Raw genomic sequence first — 19816 nt, 5'->3', positions numbered from 1 at the left:
TAATTCAGAAGCATTTAGGTGATTTAGTCACTAATGTCAGAGCCGTCAGCATTGTGTAAGAAGGCTGTAAAGTCACGAACTTCACTACCTTAAATTGGTCAACCTAAAAGCGAATAACAGATACCTTAAACGGAGAACGCATGCGAATAGCTACTTTATCTTTAAGTTTGGTTTCAGCGGTCGGTTTCGCGGCTGAGCCAAATCCTTTTCCAATTACGCCAGACGAAACTGGCGAAGAGTTTATGGTAAGTACAACGAATCCATACGTAAGCAGCACTGGGTACTCGATACTCAAAAAAGGCGGTAATGCAGTCGACGCAATGGTGGCGATGCAGATGACCATGTCGGTGGTAGAACCAGATATGACAGGGATCGGTGGCGGTACTTTTGCGCTGTTTTATCAAAAAGACAAAGACCAATTTCTTGCTCTCGATGGACGTGATGAAGCGCCCTCAAGTGCGACTCCAGATATGTTCATGGAAGGTGGAAAAGCACTCAGTCGAAATGAGATTTTAGGACCAAGATCTGTCGCAGTTCCCGGCACGCTCCGTTTGCTCTATAGCACTCATCAAGAATACGGAAAACTGCCATGGTCAGAGCTTGTTCAGCCTGCCATTGAGCTTGCCAGTAAAGGTTATGCAATGAACAGCTACACCTATGACATCGTGGTTCGTGAGCAAGAACGATTGATTGAAGATCCAGAAATCAAAGCACTCTATTGGAATAACGGCGAGATTAAACCAACAGGCACTTTGATGACCAATTCAGAGCTTGCCAACACACTGACCAATATTGCTCAACAAGGCGATAAGTACCTTTATGGTGGCGAGTTTGGTAAGCACATCGTTGAAACGGTCAACAGCCGTATCGACTCAGACCACGCTAAGCTCTCTATCGAAGATTTTAAACAGTACCAAGTCAAACAACGCGAGGTTATCGAAAGCGACTATCGAGGCAATAAAATTGTCTCGTTTGGCTACCCTGCCTCTGGTGGCGTGATGGTTGCTCAAAGTCTTGAAATGCTAGAGGCCTACGACTTGGCAGACATGTCCAAAACCGATGTGGAACCTTGGCGCTTAATGACGGAAGCAATGCGAATCGCAAAAGCCGATCGAATCGCTTATGCGGGCGATCCTGATTACGTTGAAGCCCCTGTGAATGCCCTGCTCGACAAATCCTACATCGATGAACGACGCAAACTGATCCCTGAAAGTGGCATTGCGAAAACAAACCCGGAAGCAGGCAAGCTATCCGATACTGATTACGCTCAGTATCAAGGGTTTGAGAGCCAAGATACCGGGCACATATCCATTATCGACAAAGACGGTAATGCCATTGCTATGACTAGCACCGTCGGCACAGGTATGGGTTCAGGAGTAATGGTCGATGGTGTAATTCTTAACGCTCAAATGGCGAACTTCTCCACCAAACCCACTATAAACGGTAAACCGACTCAAAATGCCATCGAAGCAGGTAAGCGACCTCGTTCCGCCATCACACCGTTAATGGTTATGGATAAAAAAGACGACCTGCGTTTAGTTGTCGGCTCACCAGGCAGTTCGCAAATTCCGGGTTACGTGTTGAAAGCCGTGGTAGGAGTTCTAGATTGGGATCTGTCTGCGCAAGAAGCCATTGACCTTCCAAACATCCAATACGGCACCAAGATTGATCGCACCAAACCTTATGACCCAACGGGTTTACTCGTCGAAAAGAAAACCTACGCTGAAATGCTAGTACCAGAGTTCATGCAGCTCGGTTATCCGGTGCATGTCATTCCAGTCGTTAGTGGCTTGAATGCCATTGAAGTCAAAGATGGCAAGATCTATGGCGCGACCGACAGACGCCGTGCATCAAGCTCTATGGGTGAATAATAAAACGAAATGGGCAAGTAACAGGCTTGCCCTTATTTGGTCTTTAGTTGCTTGAACCTTATCTAAGCAGTTCATGGATGCGAAAAAGCCAGTCGAACGTGTCGACTGGCTTTTCATTATAAGCTTCGCTATTTACTCATTAGGATATTATGAGCTTGGCGCTACTCGTTTCTCTTTCAACTGATCAATAACATAGTCAGGAGCCACTTTACCTAGCTCACCCAAGCAATCATCGGTCTTTTGATTGCCGTAGCGCACATAGATATCGCATACCGCATATAACTGCTCTGGAGAACCAGAGATCAAATATGCTTTCTCGAACGATTTAGTCGACTTGTCGATATCCAACTCTTCTTGTAATACCCCATTTAGGTACCAGTAGTAGCTGTTATCTTTCGCTAGCTTCGCAGCCACTTCAATCTCTTTGGCTGCCGCAGTTTTGTCTTCAAGGCGAACCAGAGTCAACGATTTCGAATAATGCAGCGCGGCGTTGTTTGGCACGCTCTCCAAACCACGATCTAATACTTCGACTGCTTGCTTATCTTTGTTCTGAGCTCGAAAATTATCTGCGTAGCTCAACCAAACTTGCGCTTCTTTTGGATGCGTATTGATCAGCTCTAGATAAACCGTTTCCGCCTTATCCCAATCGTTGTGCCATCGAAGCACATCAGCAAACAGTAATTGGTACTTTTCAGATTCTTGCGTTTCCAAGAAGCTAATAAGCTCTGTGACTGGTGGTTCAATTTGTGCTTTCTGCTCGTCATCCAATGCATTGAAGTCACGGACTAGGTTTGACGTTGCCGTGTGGCGAACCATGGTATCGCTGTCTTTTAGCAGAGGTGAAACTAACGCCCAGCGATGTTCAAGTTGGTAAGGTTCAGAACCGATAACCGCCGCTTCACGCACTTCAGGGTTTTGATCTTTTAAGCCTCTTGCCACCGCCACCAGCGCATTTTGGCTTGGGTATGAAGCAAGCTCTTGCAGTGCACCAGTACGATTTTCAACAGATTGGTTCTGATCTTGTGCCATGTAAGACAACTGCTGAATACGGGTTTGAGTGTCCGTCATTTCAAGCACTTGATTGATATTTTGTGCCGGCGCGTCAACCGTTTGTTGAACGCTATTCGCAGCCATCGCAGACGTTGAAATCAATGCGGACGTTGAAACCAATAAAGCAACAGCCGTCGCTAAACTCTTCTTCATCATAGTATTACCTTAAACTGGAGAACTTAGCCTGTCCTTAGACACGTATTTAATTAAAATTCGTTAGGCTCTATAAACCTAGACACTGAGTTAGAACTTGGTCTCGAACGTAGCTTGTTGCGTCCGTTTTGCACGATGCGCCATCAATACTGAGTCACTGAATTTGCCATGAGCCACAGGGTGCCCCATTGCACGTGCAACATAAGCCATAGACTTATCAACGTGGGAAAAGAATTTGTGCCAACCTGCACACAAATAGTTCAGACCCGGCTCACCAGCACGAGTTTTGATAAAACGGTTCTTAGGACACTCGCCATGACACGCAAACTTGTAGTCACACTGCTGACATTGACTGGTCAGCGTGCGTGATTTAGCGAAACCAAATTTCTGTTGTGGTGCGCTGTATGCGAGGTCATCAAGCTTCTCGTGGTGGATGTTCCCAATTTTATATTCAGGGTAAACGTAGTGGTCACAAGAAAACACGTCGCCGTTTGGCTCCATCGCTAAGCCTTTACCGCAAATCTCATTCAAGGTGCAAAGCGGGTTCGGACGACCAATCCACGTTTCTAAACTCGCTTCAAAATACTGAACGAACACTTTACCGATGTCATTCTTTGCCCACTCGTCAAACACAGCAATCAGGAAGTTACCCCAAGCCAAATCAGACACACACCAAGATTCCATGATCGAATCTTTATGGCCAGGGATCAAACGCTTGTCACCTTGCTTAAGTTGCTCACTCACTTGAGACGTTTGTGGCGCAACGGTTCTAAAGGTTTTCTGCTCAACGATAGGAATAAACTGCATTTGTGGAGACTTCACCACATCGCGAAGGAAACGATACACTTCTAATGCATTTTGGCTGGTGAGGTTGTTCACGCAAGTCAGGGTAGCGAATTTCACTTGATGTTTGTGCAGCAACTCAACAGCCGCCATTACTTGTTTGAAGGTGCCACGCCCGGCTCTGTTAACACGATACGCATTGTGCAGCATTTCAGGGCCATCAATACTCAAACCAATCAGGAAGTTATTCTTTGCTAAGAAACGACCCCAATCGTCATTGAGCAGTGTGCCGTTAGTTTGTAGGTCGTTTGAAATCAATACACCCTCAGGTTGATACTTTTTCTGTAGCTCAACCACACGTTCGAAATACGCTAACCCCAGCATGGTCGGTTCACCGCCCTGCCATGAGAAGATGATTTCTGGTGTGTTTTGACCTTCGATGTATTGTCGGATGTAGGTTTCTAACGTCTCATCATCCATTCTTGGAGAGCTGCCTTTCTTGTACTCCAACAAATCTTGCTTACTTAGGTAGTAACAATATTTACAGTCAATGTTGCACGCTGCGCCAATCGGCTTAGCCATGACATGCAAGCGCTTAGACGCTTTACCGTTATATTGGGGACCTTGAGTAATATGCATGATTTACCTACCTATTTTAGTATTCTGGACCCATCATAATTCCTATTCGATCAGGTGACATGTTATACCCTTTATAACCAATAGGAATGACCTTAAACGTTAGAATTAGACCCTATTTCGAACATCTGAGGCACGTGATGAAATTTCTTAATTACAAACAGTTAGCAACAATTAGCAGCGTCACCATGACTATTCTTCTGAGTGGCTGTGCAAGCGTGCCTACACACCCCATCGCCCAACAAATTGACCAAGAGATGGTGTTGGTTGAAGGCGGCACATTCACCATGGGGTCGAACGATCCAGAAGCGACCAAAGCAGAGCGTCCTGCACGTAATGTAACTGTAGATAGTTTCTATATTGCGAAGTTTGAGGTGACTCAAGAATTGTTCGAATCGGTAATGGGTTCATCTCTCAGTTATTTCCAAAACCCACAAGTTCCAGTCAATAACCTTAGCTGGCAACAAGCGAACTACTTCGTCGAGCAATTGAACGAACTTACAGGCGAAGAATACCGTCTACCAACTGAAGCTGAATGGGAATTTGCAGCCAAAGGTGGCAACAAAAGTAAAGGCTATACTTACAGTGGTTCCAATAACTTAGATGATGTTGCGTGGTACTCAGCAAATTCTAAAAATAGCGCACATCCAGTCGGGCTAAAGAAACCAAATGAACTAGGCTTATATGACATGACAGGAAACGTGGGCGAGTTTGTTATCGATGCCTTCGATGACACCTTCTACCGATTCGGTCCAACAGACAACCCTAACAACGCAAAACACAGCGACGTTGGTTTATCACACAAATCGGTTCGCGGTGGCAGCTTTGCTTATGACGAAAATGAATCTGAAAGTTACCGTCGTGACTTCGCAAGCCAATCGATCACTATGTCAGATATGGGGCTGCGTTTAGTTAAGGATGTGAACTAGCTAACGAAGCGAACTAACTAAAGATGCCGAAGGTTATGGTTCACTAATCGTCACCAACAATACTAAAAATACGATTCGCACTGCATACACGTTAGAAATCTGGCCAAACATTAGAACTCAGCGGCAACAGTGAATAAGGAAACTCTATGCAATACACCAAGCTTTCAGGACTAACCCTCGCGTTACTCTGCGCTCTCCCAGCTTCAGCTGAGGAAAAGCCAAATCTAGTCCTTCAAATCACGGTAGATGGCCTGCGCGCAGATCTAATCGAACGATATAAGCACAACTTCGGTGAAGGCGGTTTCCGGTACTTAATGGATGATGGTACCTACTACACCAACGCAAACTACCAACATGGCAACACGGAAACAATCGTGGGCCATGTGTCGCTTGCAACAGGTGCTCCACCAAGCGTACACGGCATGGTAGGTAATGTTTGGTATGACCGTAGCGAAGAACGTTTGGTGTATAACGTAGAAGACGGTAACTACCAAATGCTGACCTCTGGTGCAGGTGTCGATAAAGCAACAGAGATCGACCCAACGCAGAAGACAGCACAAGGCGATGGCCGCTCTCCAGAGCCAATACTCTCCACCACGTTTGGTGACGAACTGACGATTTCCAATAGTGGAAAATCAAAAGTGTTCGGTGTTTCAGTGAAAGACCGTGGCGCAATTTCATTGGCAGGACACAGCGGTAAAGCCTTCTGGTTCTCCAAAGCACAATCTGAGTTTGTCACCAGTAACTATTACTACGACGAGTATCCAGATTGGGTATCGCGCTGGAACGAGAAAGCGATTGCTGCTCAGTATTCCAAACAGAAATGGGAGCTCTCATTACCGCGTGATAAGTACACGTTGCAAGAACACGATACCGAACACAAAGTGAAACTCGGTGACTTCCAACGCACCTTCCCTCATCCTTATGGCCCGGCAAGCTACAAATACTACAGCACCACCCTAACCGTGAGCCCTGCTGGTGACGAGATCACGGAAAACTTCGCTAGCACCTTGTTGATGCAAGAGAAGCTTGGTCAAGGCGACGTGACTGATTATCTGTCAGTGAGTTTCTCTTCAAACGACTACGTGGTGCACCTTTACGGCCCTGAAAGCCTAGAAACAGAAGACAACCTTATCCGACTTGATAAAACTCTCGCTAAGCTTTTCAAAACCGTGGATAACCAAGTCGGGCTAGAAAACACATTGATTGTGCTGTCTGCCGACCACGGTGTACCTGAATCTTCACCTGCGGCAAATGCGCTTGGCTTCAATCAAGCTCAATACTTCAATAAAGACACACTACTCTCGAGTGGTGTTGAGAAACGGTTGAAGGATGAATTTGGTTTAACCAAAGACGCGATTCGCTTGTACGCACAACCTTATATCTATCTGAATCATGATCTGATCGCTGAGAAGAAGCTTGATCTAGCTAAGGTACAAGAAGCCATTGCTGATGAGATTGCAAAAGTGAAAGGTGTTGCGTTTGCTGTATCAAGTAGTGACATTGCGGCTAACCGAGTACCGGATACGCATGTGATGCAGCTAATTAAAAACAACTACCACCCTGCTCGTTCTGGCGACGTGTACGTAGTATTTGCACCGCGCAGCTACATTAACGACATGGAAGGCCTTCAAATTGCCTCTACCCATGGCTCTCCGTGGAAGTACGACACGCACGTGCCGGTGATCTTTGCAGGTTACGATGTTGAAGCCAAGAAGGTATCGCGAGCAGTGACACCATATGATATTGCGCCAACGCTTTCGAACAAACTGGGAATCACCCAACCAAGCGGGTCAATCGGAGAAGTGCTACAAGAGATCACTGAGTAGACTCAATCTCTACGGTTTCGTGAGCTAGATGTCGAATCCGGAACCCACTCAATAAAAGAGCCGTTTATCTATTTCTGACTCACTGGGTCGAAACAGATAAGCGGCTCTTTTTGATTGATAACGGATAGAATGAATCGAACCTAATTCTTGCCCGAGTAACGAAACGCTTCTCTGGTTAGCTGATTTAATTGATCGTCATTCATCTTGTTGTGCACAACGGTGATACGACCTAAGTAAACCAACGGGACTTCTGCCTCTCGCTTTTCCAAGTGAAACTTAATCGCTTCGGCCGTTGCCACACCAAGGTCATCACTCATTCGCATAGGCGTCGCGTCTAATTCATCTGAACGAATCTTTTCTATCTCTTTTGCAGTACCGCCCCAACCCGTTACATAGATTTCAGACAACATGTCAGCCTTGTTTAAAGCATCCACCGCTCCCATGGTCATCGCAGTATTGGCATTGTGAACCATGGTCACCTCAGGGAAGTTACCAAGCACTAAACGAATCCCATCGGCGCCACCTATCTTCTGGTATTGCCCGAAGTGCTCATACACCGTTAACCAATCACCTTTTTTCTCTACACAATCAATGAAACCTTGTGAACGTTGAGTATCTGTTATTCCCGGGATCCCTCGATTTGCTGAAAACTCGACTTCATTTCCCAGCTCTTTCACCACATGGTCACAAAGCACCTCAGCCCCCATAGCGCTTGAGAAATCAAACCAGCTGTCTGGTTGATGTTTCCATTGCTCATTCGGTGTGTGAAACGCCCAAATAAAGGTTTTGAAATCTTTTGAAGCGGAAAGTTTTTGAATGTTACCTGCTTGGATACCCAATTCAGAAGGACCAAAAATGACGAAGTCATAAGGCGTCTCAGAATTCAGGACTTGCTCGGTGTATTGGGTTTGTAATGAGTGCTCAATTTGCCTTGAGGTAAACTCACTGATCTCAAAAGGCAGTTCCAAAGCGATGAGCCTTTCCTTCAATGCGGTGTAATTTCTTGTCCAAAAGTCAGAAATATCTGCACTTGGATAAATCAGCGCAATTCTTACCGGTTTTTCTACCGAAATCGGAGCTAATGAAATTGGCTCGCCACTTACAGTCTCTTGAAATTTTTCAAGTTTCTTTACATCAGCCTCCGACCTTACCCCGTCAGCATTGACGTACAAAGGGAGGCAAAAACACGCTGTCAGTAGGGTTGGTAAAATATTTTTATAAAGTTGACCCGGCATAACTGTTACCAAATGTTTGAATGTTTATTAACAATATTATTAATATAGAGCGATTATAAGTTAAAGAGTTTTATAAACCATATGAATAAGAGATTAAATTTTGCGAGTTTGTTGCTCGCTACTACTTGCTACTCTCAGAGTTTTGCGGGTAATCATGAAGACGATTTCTTCCAATATGCTGAAGAAAAAGTGATGCGAGCGGTTTCCAACCAGAGAACTTGGGATGGCCCAATGCAAGGCCCTGCAGTGCGTCATGAAAAAAACGTTATTTTTGTCGCGTCTGATTTACGTAACGGTGGCGTTTACGGGGTTGGTAAAGGTATCTCCGAGGCCATTTCAAACATCAATTGGCATCTGAGGTTCATTGATGGCTTAGGCTCAGAAGTACGCCAAGGTGCAGCTATCCGAAAAGCGATTGGCTTTGAACCCGATGCCATTGTTCTTGGCGGCATTGATGCTGTTCGACACAAAACCATTTTGAAACAAGCGGAAGACCTCGGAATCGTTGTTATTGGCTGGCACGCGACTGAGCTGGTCGGTGGCAACCCAGAAATCGGCTTATACACCAACATCACCACCGACCCTCTCGATGTGGCGGAAGTGGCCGCGCTACTCGCGATTGTAAACTCAAACGGGCGAGCAAAAACCGTAGTGTTTACCGACCCGAACTATGAAATTGCGATGATCAAAGCCAACGCGATGGTCAACACCATCAAGCGTTGCGGTACCTGTGATGTACTTGAACTGAACTACTTACCACTCGATAAAATTGCCGAACAGATGCCTGCAACATTGAAGAACCTTGATGATAAATATGACGAGAAAATAACGCATATCTTAGCCATCAACGACCTCTACATTGATTACGCGATCCCTTCTTTGGAGTCTAATCTCGAAGAGTATCGGTTAATACCACAAAACATTTCAGCGGGCGATGGCAGCAAAGCCGCGTACAAAAGAATCAATAGCGGTCAATTCCAACTGGCGACTGTACCTGAGCCCTTATATCTACAAGGTTGGCAAATTGTCGACGAACTCAACCGAGCATTTAACCAAATGCCTCCAAGTGGCTACTCAGCCCCTGTGCATCTCGTCACGCCTGATAATGTTGAAGAACTCATCAGCCAGTCAGACAAAGGCATCTACGACCCTAAAAATGGCTACCGTGAAGCGTATCTGAAAATTTGGAAGCCACAATGAAACTACCTCAGATAAACATCACCCAACGGCTCATTATTTCGAATCTGGTTTCGCTTTTGATTGTGAGCCTTGCGGTCATCATGGTGATCCGCTCGCTCTATTACGTCGAGTCGACGCTCAAAACGGAAACCTCGACACACGTGTCAGATTTGATTGTTAACTCTGAAATCAGCCGACGAGTGTTTACGCTCACCTCTCGAGTTAAGCTGCTGGAACAAACGTTTCTGTTTAGCGAAACCACGCTGTCTGAAGAAGCGTTCAATGTTGATTTCCAACTGCAACGACTGAGAGATCTCTCGACCAACGAAGGTTTCTCGCAAAAGATCGATGCCTTTATCGATAACTTCCACCGCTTTCTGGGCAGTTCGCTAGCACTGAATCGAATTCTTAAGCAGACTAATCAAATCGACGCAGCATTAGCCGAGCAACTTGATCAACTCGAATTTGCTATCGCCGACAGCAAGCTAAGGCACTTAGACCAACCTAATTTCATCCGTTATAACAATGAATTAGATCTCATCAACATGCTACGAGAGTCGTTCCTCACCTCGGGTAAAATGGTCGGTGACATTCACAGCCGTATCACGCCAGAAACGGAGAAAGTCCTGCTTATTGAGGTCGAGAAAGAACTCGATATATTTTTGCTCCATTTAGAAAACGTCGATATCGAAACCTCAGCGGTGATTGCTGAGAAGAAAAAAATTCATCGAACGGTAAAACGATACAACGCGGCTTTAAAACGCATTAGAGCGAATCTGGAACAGCGTTGGTTGGTGATGGCATCACTGTTAGTTGCCCAAAGTGACTTGTTGGAGATGGTAGAACAAACCGAATCACGCGTACAAAACCAAGCCTTAGAACTGACAGACCAGCTTGAACAAGAGATTGGTCTATCAAGGCTCAATGCGATTGTTATCAGCATTTCAGCCGTCGTGCTATCGATGTTGCTGGTTAGCCACGTTGTTAGACACCACATTCGAAAGCCACTCAATGCACTTAGACATGGCTTCGACCGTTTAGAATCCGGTAGCCTCAAAAACCCGATCAACTTGGGCAGAAGTGACGAATGGTCTCACTTAGAGAAAGCCTATAACAACATGGCTTCAAGGCTGTCTGAGGCCTATCTCGACCTCACTGAAGAGAAGAAGAACTTCGACTTTCTTGCTCACCACGATCCGTTGACCAACTTAGCGAATAGATTGTTAGCCACCAAACAGTTAGATAAAGAAATTAAGCTTTCGAGCGAGAACAATGCGCCCTTTTTACTGTTTTATCTCGATATTGATGAATTTAAGACCATTAACGACTCCTTAGGCCATGCGCCCGGAGACAACTTATTAGTCAATGTCTCTGACATCTTGAGTGGCCTAGTCGGCGATAAAGGCTTTGTTGCTCGAATGGGTGGCGACGAGTTCTTGGTGGTGTATTCCAACATTGGTTTAGAAGAAGGTGAGCCGATTGCCGATCGCTTGAATCAAGCATTAAGAAAGCCGTATTACATCGATGATAATTCTATCTTCGTCTCCGCGAGTATTGGTGTTTGTGAGTACCCTACTCATGGTTTGGATCGTGAAACCTTAATTCGCAACGCGGATACCGCCATGTATCACGCCAAACGTAATGGTAGAGATCAATACAAAGTCTACGCGGATAAAATGACCCATGAAGTGAACGACTTAATCGAAACCAACATCGGACTTCATCAAGCGATTGCTAACGACGAGCTTGAAGTGTTCTTCCAACCTAAGGTCGACTTAGACTCACAGGGCATTATTGGCGCCGAAGCACTTATTCGTTGGCGACATCCTAAATTGGGCTTACTGCCACCGATTGATTTCCTTGAGGTTGCGGAGAAAAGTGACCTCATTATCGACATAGATAAATGGGTGTTTAAGAAAGTGGCAAACTTGATCACTGAATGGCAACGAACGGGAATAGACCTACAAGGCGCGATCTTCTCAATCAATTTCTCAGCGAGAATGTTCTATATGACAGACCTCGCCGAGCAGCTACAAGTGATATTGGATGAAACGGATTGCCAACCTCATCAATTGCTGCTTGAGATTACCGAAAGAGACATGATGCGTGATTTTGAAACCTGTTCGAGAACCATTGAGGTACTTCATTCTAAAGGTTACAAGATCGCTATCGATGATTTTGGAACGGGTTATTCTTCGTTGTCGGTGTTGAAGAATCTTTCCGCCGATTGCGTAAAATTAGATCGAAGCTTTATTGAAGATATTAACTCGTCAAAAGTAGATTATGAGATTACTTGCGCGGTTCTCAAGCTCGCACAAATACTCGACTTTTCAGTGATTGCAGAAGGCCTTGAAACCCAGAGCCATGTGAAGACACTGCGCCAGATCGGTTGTAAATACGCTCAAGGCTATTTCTTTGCGCGTCCTCTGCCAATTGATGACTGGTTATCTTACTTCTTGCTTAATTCAGAGCAAACGCAAAAAGAGGCATAACAAATCTTAGCGGAGGGAATGACCCTATCGGTCGATCACTCCGTTTGCCCAACCGAAGTGGTTTACCGGTTTTTCACCAAACAAGGACTGTTTTCTGGCAACACCAAACAAATGCTGGATGGCATGACTTCAAAACGTATTTGGTTGGAACGATAAGGTTCACCATCAAGGTTAATGGGCAGTGACTGAGGAAAATCGATCTCTAACCAACGAGCTTGAGTATGGACAATGTACTTGCCATCGTCCGCCGGATGTTTGAGCTCTTCGATGACTTTTGGCAAATCAGAAGCCACAAAGGTTTTGACCAAAGTAAGATCCATCAAGCCGTCATCAATCAATGCTTTGGGTGCTAACTCTTGTCCTCCACCCGCTAAGCGACCATTACAAAAAGCACCAACCAGGATCTCCCCAGTAAAGCTGCCTTTGTCTATGGTCAACGTGCCACTGTAAGGCTTAAAGCCGAGTGCTTTCACCACACCTGTTAACGTATACGCGCCACCACCAAGAAAATCTTTAAGCTCGACTGGCGTTTCAGCTGTGACTTCAGCACCAAAACCCGCCGCAGCGACATTCATAAAGTAGCGGTCATTCGCACGCACGCTATCAACCGCAAACGCCTTGCCTTCCAGCGCTAACTCAAAGGCCCCCTGAATATCATTAGGTATTCCCGTTGCGGTAGCAAAATCATTCGCAGTACCCATCGGGATAATCGCCAATTGTGGTCTCTCACTGACACGGAACTGGTTGAGCGCGTTAACGGCTTCATTCACCGTTCCATCGCCACCCGCCACAATCAGGCGCTTAACACCATCGCATATTGCCTCGCTTACCAAACGGAACATATCCGACGATTCCCAAGTCACTCTAACTTGCAGGTCAATATCATTGTCCCTCACCGCAAAGATGGCTTGCCTTAATTCCGGGATATTGGCTTTCTTTCCGTTTAAAATCGCGCGAATGCTTTCCATGGCTATGTCCTTGTATAGGCTAACTTGATAACTCTTTTGCTGCCGCTTTGATCTTAGCTCGTAACCACTTATGGCTTGGTTCATTAGTGCGGCTTGGATGCCAAATCATACACATATCGAGGTCTTCCAACTCGAAGGGTAATGGCAGTGTTTTAACCGAATACTTTTCAGCAAAACAACGCACCGATGAAATAGGCATTACACCGATGTACTCAGAGCCTTCGATAACAGGCAGCATCTCTACAACGCCCGCTGCACGATACACGATTCTACGTTTCTCAAGGTCACTGTAGTGCTCAGAGCTCAATAAGCTTTTGCGCGCATGCCACCTTGATACAACCACATGTTCGAGCGCTAAGAACTGTTCCATATCGATGGTATCGCCAACCGTAGGATGATCACTACTACACACCACGACCAACTCTTCTGTAGAAATCACCTCGTGCTTAAGCATGGTTCTTCCTTTAGGCGTCATATCAACAATCACGTCATGTCTTTGAAGCCTTAAATCAGACTCATAGTCTTCGGTAAACAGAGGATGAACCTCTAACGCGATACCTGGCGCAACTTGGCTGATTAACTGCATGACTTTTGGCATCATTTCGTAGCTCGCCGCCGAGACGCAGGCAATGGAAAACACACGGCCAGACGTTTTAGGATCGAAGTCTCTTGATGCAGATAAAGTAGAAGTAAAATTTTTAAGTGCAGCGGCCATTGCAGGATAGATATCAATCGCGAATGTGGTTGGCTCTACGCCTGATGTGGTGCGATGAAACAGTGGCTCATCATAGATATCTCTCAACCTTGCAAGTGCTTTACTCACTGCTGGTTGGCTTATATCCATGCGATTAGCAGCTCTAGATAAGTTCTGCTCTTCATAGATAGCAACAAATATAGGAATTAGATTTAGTTCGGTACTTTTCATACAGTTCCATATTAAAGAAGCAGGTTCCCCATAGTAGAGAACCTGCCGATTATGTTCGATGCGAATGACTAAAGTTTGCTACTTAGTTCTATCTTTTAAGTCTGGCAAGGCTTTAGGGATTTTCAAGCGGTCAAAAATTGAACGAGAATTGCTTGAGTTTGATTTGTCATTAGGTAAGTTACGTAACCCTCTCCACAAACGAGTAAATACGTTTTTGTCTTCACGCCCTTGTTGGAGGGATTCACTGTCTTCTAGCCAACGCTTTTGTCCATTCAATTTACCAAGTTGTGCTTTATCCAGCTCTAGCTGAGAGGTTTCGTTTCGCAATTGACGATAGATAAAGGTTCTTAATGCAGGCCAATTACCTTGCTTAAGTAAACGACGTAGTACCAACCAACCTGGTGTTGGGCGGTTCGCATAATAACGTTTAACAGAAACAAAGCACGCCACACTGAACAACAGTGCCAGACCAACGCTAATAAACACTGACATGTAAGCCTTGATGAAAGATTGGACTGTGTGTTTGGCTTCAAACACATTCCCTTTTATCACCACGGTTTCAAGGCGTTGATTCTTGCTGTCCCACCACTGAAATGAAAACTCTGGCAACGTAAATTCACCGCCCTGCTGAATAACATAAACCGTCTCCTCAATTCGACTGGAACGGTAGTTACCACGATCTTGAGTATCATCTAAACGATTAGGCTGCGGATAAGCTTGGTACTGCTGGGTCGATTCATTGTTCAACACATCCGGCAGTAATACAGACAAACTGTCTTTGGCCTTGATGGTTACCGTTCGAGTAATGGCATCGCCTACTTTTAAGTTTTCACTCGAGCGTAGCCATTGTTGCTCTGTATCTACTTCTGTTGCAGAAAACCAAGGCGATTCATTATCAAGTAAACCTGAAGGTAACGAAGCTTCAAACTTAATTGGCTGCGTGTAAAGCGTGCCGCCAACGTTAGAACCATCAGGTGCAGAAACTTGGACGCGAACCGGCACGGTTGGAATGACAAACTCGCCAGAAGTCATCGGATAAAGTGTCACTTCCCATCGTTGACGCGACCATGTAGTGCCATTGACCCGTTCCGTGTAGTTAGTTGCGAGTTGGTTACGTTGCTTAGCAATCACGTTAGGGATTTCGATACTGCCGATTCGAGTCCCTCCTGTTAACCAGCGCGGCGTCGCCACCTCAATATTTAGAATTACCTGCTCATTAATGCTCACTTTAGTCTGCGTTATCTTATCGCCTGACTTTGGTTTTTCCCCTACCCAAGCGATAAGCTCCACATCACCACTTTCTTGGAGATCGAAGATATCGGCAGCAGAAGCAACCGCAGGAAAAAACCAACTCAACATAAGAGTCATCGACAGTAACCACTTATGGGCTCTGAATCGCACTCTCTTTGATTGAATGGCTTCAAGAGCTAAATCATATCGACTCATTGGGTTTGCTCCTGTTTTGATGCCTGTTCCTGTTTTGACGCTTGTTCGATAGAAGGCGCAGGATCTCTTAACTGAATTTGGAATTTGGATTTCAAGAAGAACTTAGGATCGGCTTCTACTCGCTTCAACCACTTGTCGGCAAGCTCTTGGCTGCCCAAAATCTCATTGGCGTTAAGTGTTTCCTTAAGCATCAATTCTGCGACCGTTTCCTCTTCAGCGCCATCACCCGTTCGTGGCTGATCGTCTTCGAGTTCTAAAGACTCTTCAGGGCCATCAGTTGTGCCTGATTGGCTTTCACTGGTGCGGTTTACCTCTTCGACAATCCCGCTAAGCACAGCAAGGTTATTTTCCACATCCGTTCTTAGTTCAGGTGAAAGATCCTCTTTCTCGCTTAGTGACTTCAAAAGGTCTCGCGCCGCAAGGTATTCACGCTGCCTAGCTAACGCACTGGCTGCATTGTACAAACCAAGGTCAGTTTTGGTTTGCAAGAACGCACTGTGAGCGAGCTTAAAATCACGAGCATAGTAATAAGCCGCGCCCTTTCGCATTGGGTCAGTAAAATGTTTTGCTGCTTGAAGGTACTCCTTCTGATTCAACAAACGTTGACCTTGTTGGTCGGGCGTTAACCATAAATCCCACCACCATTGAGCGGTCTTATCCCAAGCTGTAAGCGACTCCACCACAACGGGTTTCTCAGCAGTTAAGTTGACTGTTTTCGCCAAAGTGCTTGGTGAATAAATGCTGCCCGAAATCACTAAACCAACGACACACCACTGTACCAACCATCCTTTTCTGAACCACAACAACATGATGATCGCCATTGGAATAAGCAGGCCATAGCCCATGTCTTTCCATGGCATAGAAGATTCACCGTTAAGTTGCATGTTTCTTTCAACCGCTCTGTTCAGTTGTTGGATATCCGAATCATCAACGGTCACTTCGATCAGTCGTCCACCCGTCTTACTCGCTAAGTTACGCAGTGAATCTAGGTCGACAGGATTATCGCTCACCACATTACTGTTCCCTGCGGCTAGAATGAGCAACTGATACGCATTGTCGTTAAAGAAGCTCTCGAACGCTCTGATGGTACTTGGGTTTACACCATCCGACACCAACAACACTGACGAACCTAGCTCACCAGACAATTGCTGATTTATGAGTGGCAGAGCTTCTTCTGCTGACTTACCTGATACCGGCATGATGTCAGGTGTGATAGCCGCAAGAAACGGTTCGAATACCTTGCTGTCTTGAGTCACAGGCATTGCAACGTGTGCGCTGCCTGCGTAAACCACTAAGCCCGTATTACCGCCCTTGCGAGCTGCTAATAAGTCTCTAATTTTCTGTTTAGAGCGTTCCAAGCGACTCGGTGGTAAGTCTTTAGCGAGCATGGATTCACTATTATCAAGCACAACCAACATCGACGCTTTGTCTTCACCAAAAGGCGAAGCCTCACGCTGCCATGTTGGGCCAGAACAGATGATGATGGCGATAGTTACAATCACCACCAATAGCTTCAATGGCAGCTGCTTACGCCAGCCTGTTTCGCCAATCGTCAATGCATCACGTAAATGTGCCGGTAGAATGTCTTTCCACGTTGGTTTTGTCTCTTCTCTCCAACGAACCCATAGCAGGAAGAACATCGGAATAAAGGCTGACAACCACAAAGGTCGGATAAAATGAAACTGGGTAAAGAACTGTTGTATCGTGAGAGAATCAGGCATCACTCTCTCCTTTCAAGTTCTTAGTCGAAGAAGTGGTCAGCGATCTTCGGCGTATCGTTGCTAAGCTGAATGCGGTCAAATACATCACTACAACAATCGCCATCAAATAGTGGTGCAGCCCCTGTTTAGGGCGATAAGTGGTACTTTCATATAACTGAGGTTCTAGCTCACCAATCTGAGCGTAGGCTTTGGTAAGTTCGTCGCGGTTAAGCGCTTCAAAGGCTTCGCCACCAGACTCTTGAGCCACTCGTATGATGGTTTCCATATCCAAAGCCACTTCACCAACGGTTTGTGGGTCACCCATGGCGATCACGTGAATACGAACGCCTTTCGCCTTCGCCACTTTGGCGGCATCAATCGGTTCAACAAAGCTTCCTGTATCATTACCGTCTGTTAATACGATCACGACTTTCTCTTTTTCGTTGGTATCAACGTTTGAATCTTGAACGGCAGCACTTTGCTTTTCACTCTGTTCAAACACCTTGATCGCCAAGCCAATTGCATCGCCTAAGTGCGTACTTTGCCCTGCCATCGCCACGTCGGTTTGATTAAGCAGTTCAAGCCATACCTCTTGGTCTGCGGTAAACGGCGTTTGTACGAACGCTGCATCACCAAACAAGATCAAACCGAGTCGGTCTCCTTTTCTGGTTTTTGCAAAGTCGGCTAACACCTCTTTGGTCGCATCTAAGCGAGAGATTTTATCGCCTTGTTTAGAGGTAAAATCTTGCTCCGCCATTGAGCCGGATAAATCGACCACCACCATCACATCACGACCCAATTGTTCGCGTACCTGTGGCTCACCAAGAATGGTTGGTTTCGCTAACGCGCACATGACCAATACCCAAGTAATAATGAGCGTGGTTCGTTGCCACCAGCTTGGTGTTAACTGGCTTGCACCTTCTGACGGCGCTTCCCCAATCGCTTCAACCAATTCTCGGAAAAATGGCACTTTAATCGCCATTTGTTTAGTTCGATAAGCAGGCACGGCAAAGTAGACCAACAACGGCAGAGGCAGCGCGATAAACCATAGCGGGTGCGCAAATTCAAAGCTGGAAGATAAAACATCAAACATTGTCTTGCCCCTCAACCGTTACCTGTACATTCGGTTTCGCTTGTAGATCTGGTTTATGAAGTTTTAGCCACATCATCGCGGTTTGAATCACCTCTAAACGCTGTTCAAAGCTCAAACGGACACTAGGGTCAATTAAGCTCTGCATCCATAATTCTGAGATTTCACCGGCAAAGAACGCATTACTGTTTTCACTCGTGTTGGCGCTAACAGGCAGATAAGCGTTCAGACGATTCACATAGGCTTGGCCAAACAGCTTGGCATTGCTGCTGTCTAGGTAACGAAGCACCACTTTCAGTACCTTGAAAGTTCGCTCGGTTGAGTTCTTGTCTCTTGCATCCAACACCATGAGCTCTTGAAGCGCTTCTTTACGATAACGGTTATTCCACCATCTCTGCGCCAAACGATAAGCCAGATAGATGGCGACCAATAACAGAATAACGCCGAGGATCTTCCAACCAATGGTTTGCGGCATCCAGCTCACACTGTCAGGAATCGCTACATCGTGCAGTTCGCGCAGGATATAGGTACTTGGAGGAGTATGTTCAACAGCCATTTAGCGCCCTCCCACTAGCTTCTGCAGCTGTGATATGTGATTGCCCGACGTGTCTAATTCTATATAAGGGAGGTTTTTCATCGCCATCAATTTAGCAAGGGACTGTTTCTGAAGTGCCGCTTTCTGAGCAAGACTTTCACTCGCGAGGTTTACCTTAGATTGGCTATCCAGATTAAGTTGAAAACGACCATCACCCACCACCCAGTTTGCGCTTGCAAGATCTTGAGGCAATGAGTGTTCTAATGGGTCGGTGACCATAATGGCCAAGATATCGTTGTGTTGCTGTAACTGCTTTAGTCGATCGAGATGTTGTTCTCGGCAGTCTCGCCAGTCACTAATGAATATCAAGGTTGATTGCTTGAGTCTCATTCGTTTGATCAGTTCAATCCACTGGCTAAAACCAACACCCTCGCTGTCACTCACACTCACGTCTAAGCTTTGATTAGCCTTGGTAAGATGCTTTAACTGAGCCAGTAAATCAGACTGTGAACGCTGCGCTTTGGTATGAAACAGTTTTTGATGTGAGGCTAAAACGAAGCCGACACGGTCACCATCTTTTAGCACTCGCCACCCACACAGTGCCGCCACTTCGGCAGCCACAACGGATTTCATGGTGTTTTGAGAAGCAAAAAACATCGAACTGCGCTGATCGACACAGATCATCACATTACGGTCTTTCTCTTCGGTGTAACTGCGAACATGCGGCTTCCCCGTTCGCATGGTGACTTTCCAATCGAGATTACGGATATCATCACCCAATTGGTAATGACGTAATTCTTCGAAGTTCAAACCACGACCACGGAACAAAGAGTTATGTCTGCCCGAAAGTACGCTGCCCGCTTTTAAATGAGGTAACAGTGAAAATGACTCAGCTTGAGCCTGAATTCGCACTAACCTTGAATAGTCACAGTACAGTCGAGGATCAAGGCCTTGTGGTTTGGGAGCTTGTGTTGGCTTCGCCATGACGCCCCCTA

15 protein-coding genes are annotated in these 19816 nt (G+C 45.8%); 5 read left to right on the top strand and 10 right to left on the bottom strand.

All coding sequences use genetic code 11. The features are described from left to right. Nucleotides 1-140: 140 nt before the first annotated feature. A complete protein-coding gene (gene ggt / locus AC3CH3_RS21895) occupies nt 141-1871 on the top strand; it encodes a gamma-glutamyltransferase (RefSeq protein ID WP_488538426.1) in 1731 nt (576 codons plus the stop codon). Between the two features lie 147 nt (nt 1872-2018). Here the strand turns inward: ggt and AC3CH3_RS21890 are convergent, their stop codons facing one another. Together AC3CH3_RS21890 and AC3CH3_RS21885 are read right to left on the bottom strand one after the other, a co-directional pair. Next, a complete protein-coding gene (locus tag AC3CH3_RS21890) occupies nt 2019-3077 on the bottom strand; it encodes a hypothetical protein (protein WP_488538425.1) in 1059 nt (352 codons plus the stop codon). Between the two features lie 87 nt (nt 3078-3164). Further along, nucleotides 3165-4496, bottom strand: coding sequence for an anaerobic sulfatase maturase (locus AC3CH3_RS21885; protein ID WP_102383215.1), 1332 nt, complete (start codon nt 4494-4496; stop codon nt 3165-3167). 137 nt (nt 4497-4633) lie between these two features. Here AC3CH3_RS21885 and AC3CH3_RS21880 point away from each other — a divergent pair, with 137 nt between their 5' ends. Continuing rightward, nucleotides 4634-5422 carry a formylglycine-generating enzyme family protein gene (locus AC3CH3_RS21880; protein WP_122080857.1) on the top strand — a complete coding sequence of 263 codons (789 nt, stop codon included), beginning with the start codon at nt 4634-4636 and terminating at the stop codon, nt 5420-5422. Nucleotides 5423-5568: 146 nt separating this feature from the next. Next, nucleotides 5569-7251, top strand: coding sequence for an alkaline phosphatase family protein (locus tag AC3CH3_RS21875; RefSeq protein WP_102332856.1), 1683 nt, complete (start codon nt 5569-5571; stop codon nt 7249-7251). A gap of 140 nt (nt 7252-7391) precedes the next feature. Here the strand turns inward: AC3CH3_RS21875 and AC3CH3_RS21870 are convergent, their stop codons facing one another. Then, nucleotides 7392-8486, bottom strand: a complete 1095-nt coding sequence (locus AC3CH3_RS21870) for a substrate-binding domain-containing protein (protein WP_488538424.1) — start codon at nt 8484-8486, stop codon at nt 7392-7394. Nucleotides 8487-8567: 81 nt separating this feature from the next. Between AC3CH3_RS21870 and AC3CH3_RS21865 the strand changes: the two genes are divergently transcribed. Both AC3CH3_RS21865 and AC3CH3_RS21860 read left to right on the top strand, forming a co-directional pair. Further along, nucleotides 8568-9686 (top strand): substrate-binding domain-containing protein, encoded by a 1119-nt coding sequence (locus tag AC3CH3_RS21865; protein WP_050653662.1) that lies wholly within the window; start codon nt 8568-8570, stop codon nt 9684-9686. Continuing rightward, a complete protein-coding gene (locus tag AC3CH3_RS21860; RefSeq protein WP_488538423.1) occupies nt 9683-12157 on the top strand; it encodes an EAL domain-containing protein in 2475 nt (824 codons plus the stop codon). The genes AC3CH3_RS21865 and AC3CH3_RS21860 overlap by 4 nt, the downstream gene beginning before the upstream one ends. A 62-nt stretch (nt 12158-12219) precedes the next feature. Here AC3CH3_RS21860 and yegS read toward each other — a convergent pair whose 3' ends face one another. The 7 genes from yegS to AC3CH3_RS21825 form a co-directional block, all read right to left on the bottom strand. After that, nucleotides 12220-13125, bottom strand: coding sequence for a lipid kinase YegS (yegS, locus tag AC3CH3_RS21855; RefSeq protein WP_488538422.1), 906 nt, complete (start codon nt 13123-13125; stop codon nt 12220-12222). A gap of 19 nt (nt 13126-13144) precedes the next feature. Further along, complete coding sequence (locus AC3CH3_RS21850) at nt 13145-14050, bottom strand: LysR family transcriptional regulator (RefSeq protein WP_065677125.1); 906 nt, start codon at nt 14048-14050, stop codon at nt 13145-13147. A gap of 78 nt (nt 14051-14128) precedes the next feature. Next, nucleotides 14129-15496: a BatD family protein gene (locus tag AC3CH3_RS21845; protein ID WP_488538421.1), complete on the bottom strand. Its 1368-nt coding sequence runs from the start codon at nt 15494-15496 to the stop codon at nt 14129-14131. After that, nucleotides 15493-17217 carry a vWA domain-containing protein gene (locus AC3CH3_RS21840; RefSeq protein ID WP_488538420.1) on the bottom strand — a complete coding sequence of 575 codons (1725 nt, stop codon included), beginning with the start codon at nt 17215-17217 and terminating at the stop codon, nt 15493-15495. Before AC3CH3_RS21840 ends, AC3CH3_RS21845 begins: the two co-directional genes overlap by 4 nt. Next, entirely contained in the window at nt 17210-18289 is a 1080-nt protein-coding gene (locus AC3CH3_RS21835) for a vWA domain-containing protein (RefSeq protein WP_488538419.1), read from the bottom strand. The genes AC3CH3_RS21840 and AC3CH3_RS21835 overlap by 8 nt, the downstream gene beginning before the upstream one ends. Continuing rightward, nucleotides 18282-18842, bottom strand: a complete 561-nt coding sequence (locus AC3CH3_RS21830) for a DUF4381 domain-containing protein (protein WP_488538418.1) — start codon at nt 18840-18842, stop codon at nt 18282-18284. Before AC3CH3_RS21830 ends, AC3CH3_RS21835 begins: the two co-directional genes overlap by 8 nt. Then, nucleotides 18843-19805 carry a DUF58 domain-containing protein gene (locus tag AC3CH3_RS21825; RefSeq protein WP_488538417.1) on the bottom strand — a complete coding sequence of 321 codons (963 nt, stop codon included), beginning with the start codon at nt 19803-19805 and terminating at the stop codon, nt 18843-18845. Nucleotides 19806-19816 lie beyond the last annotated feature (11 nt).

It is taken from the genome of Vibrio sp. QJM3NY_35, assembly GCF_057785915.1.
This window is presented reverse-complemented; position numbering and strand designations above follow the sequence as displayed.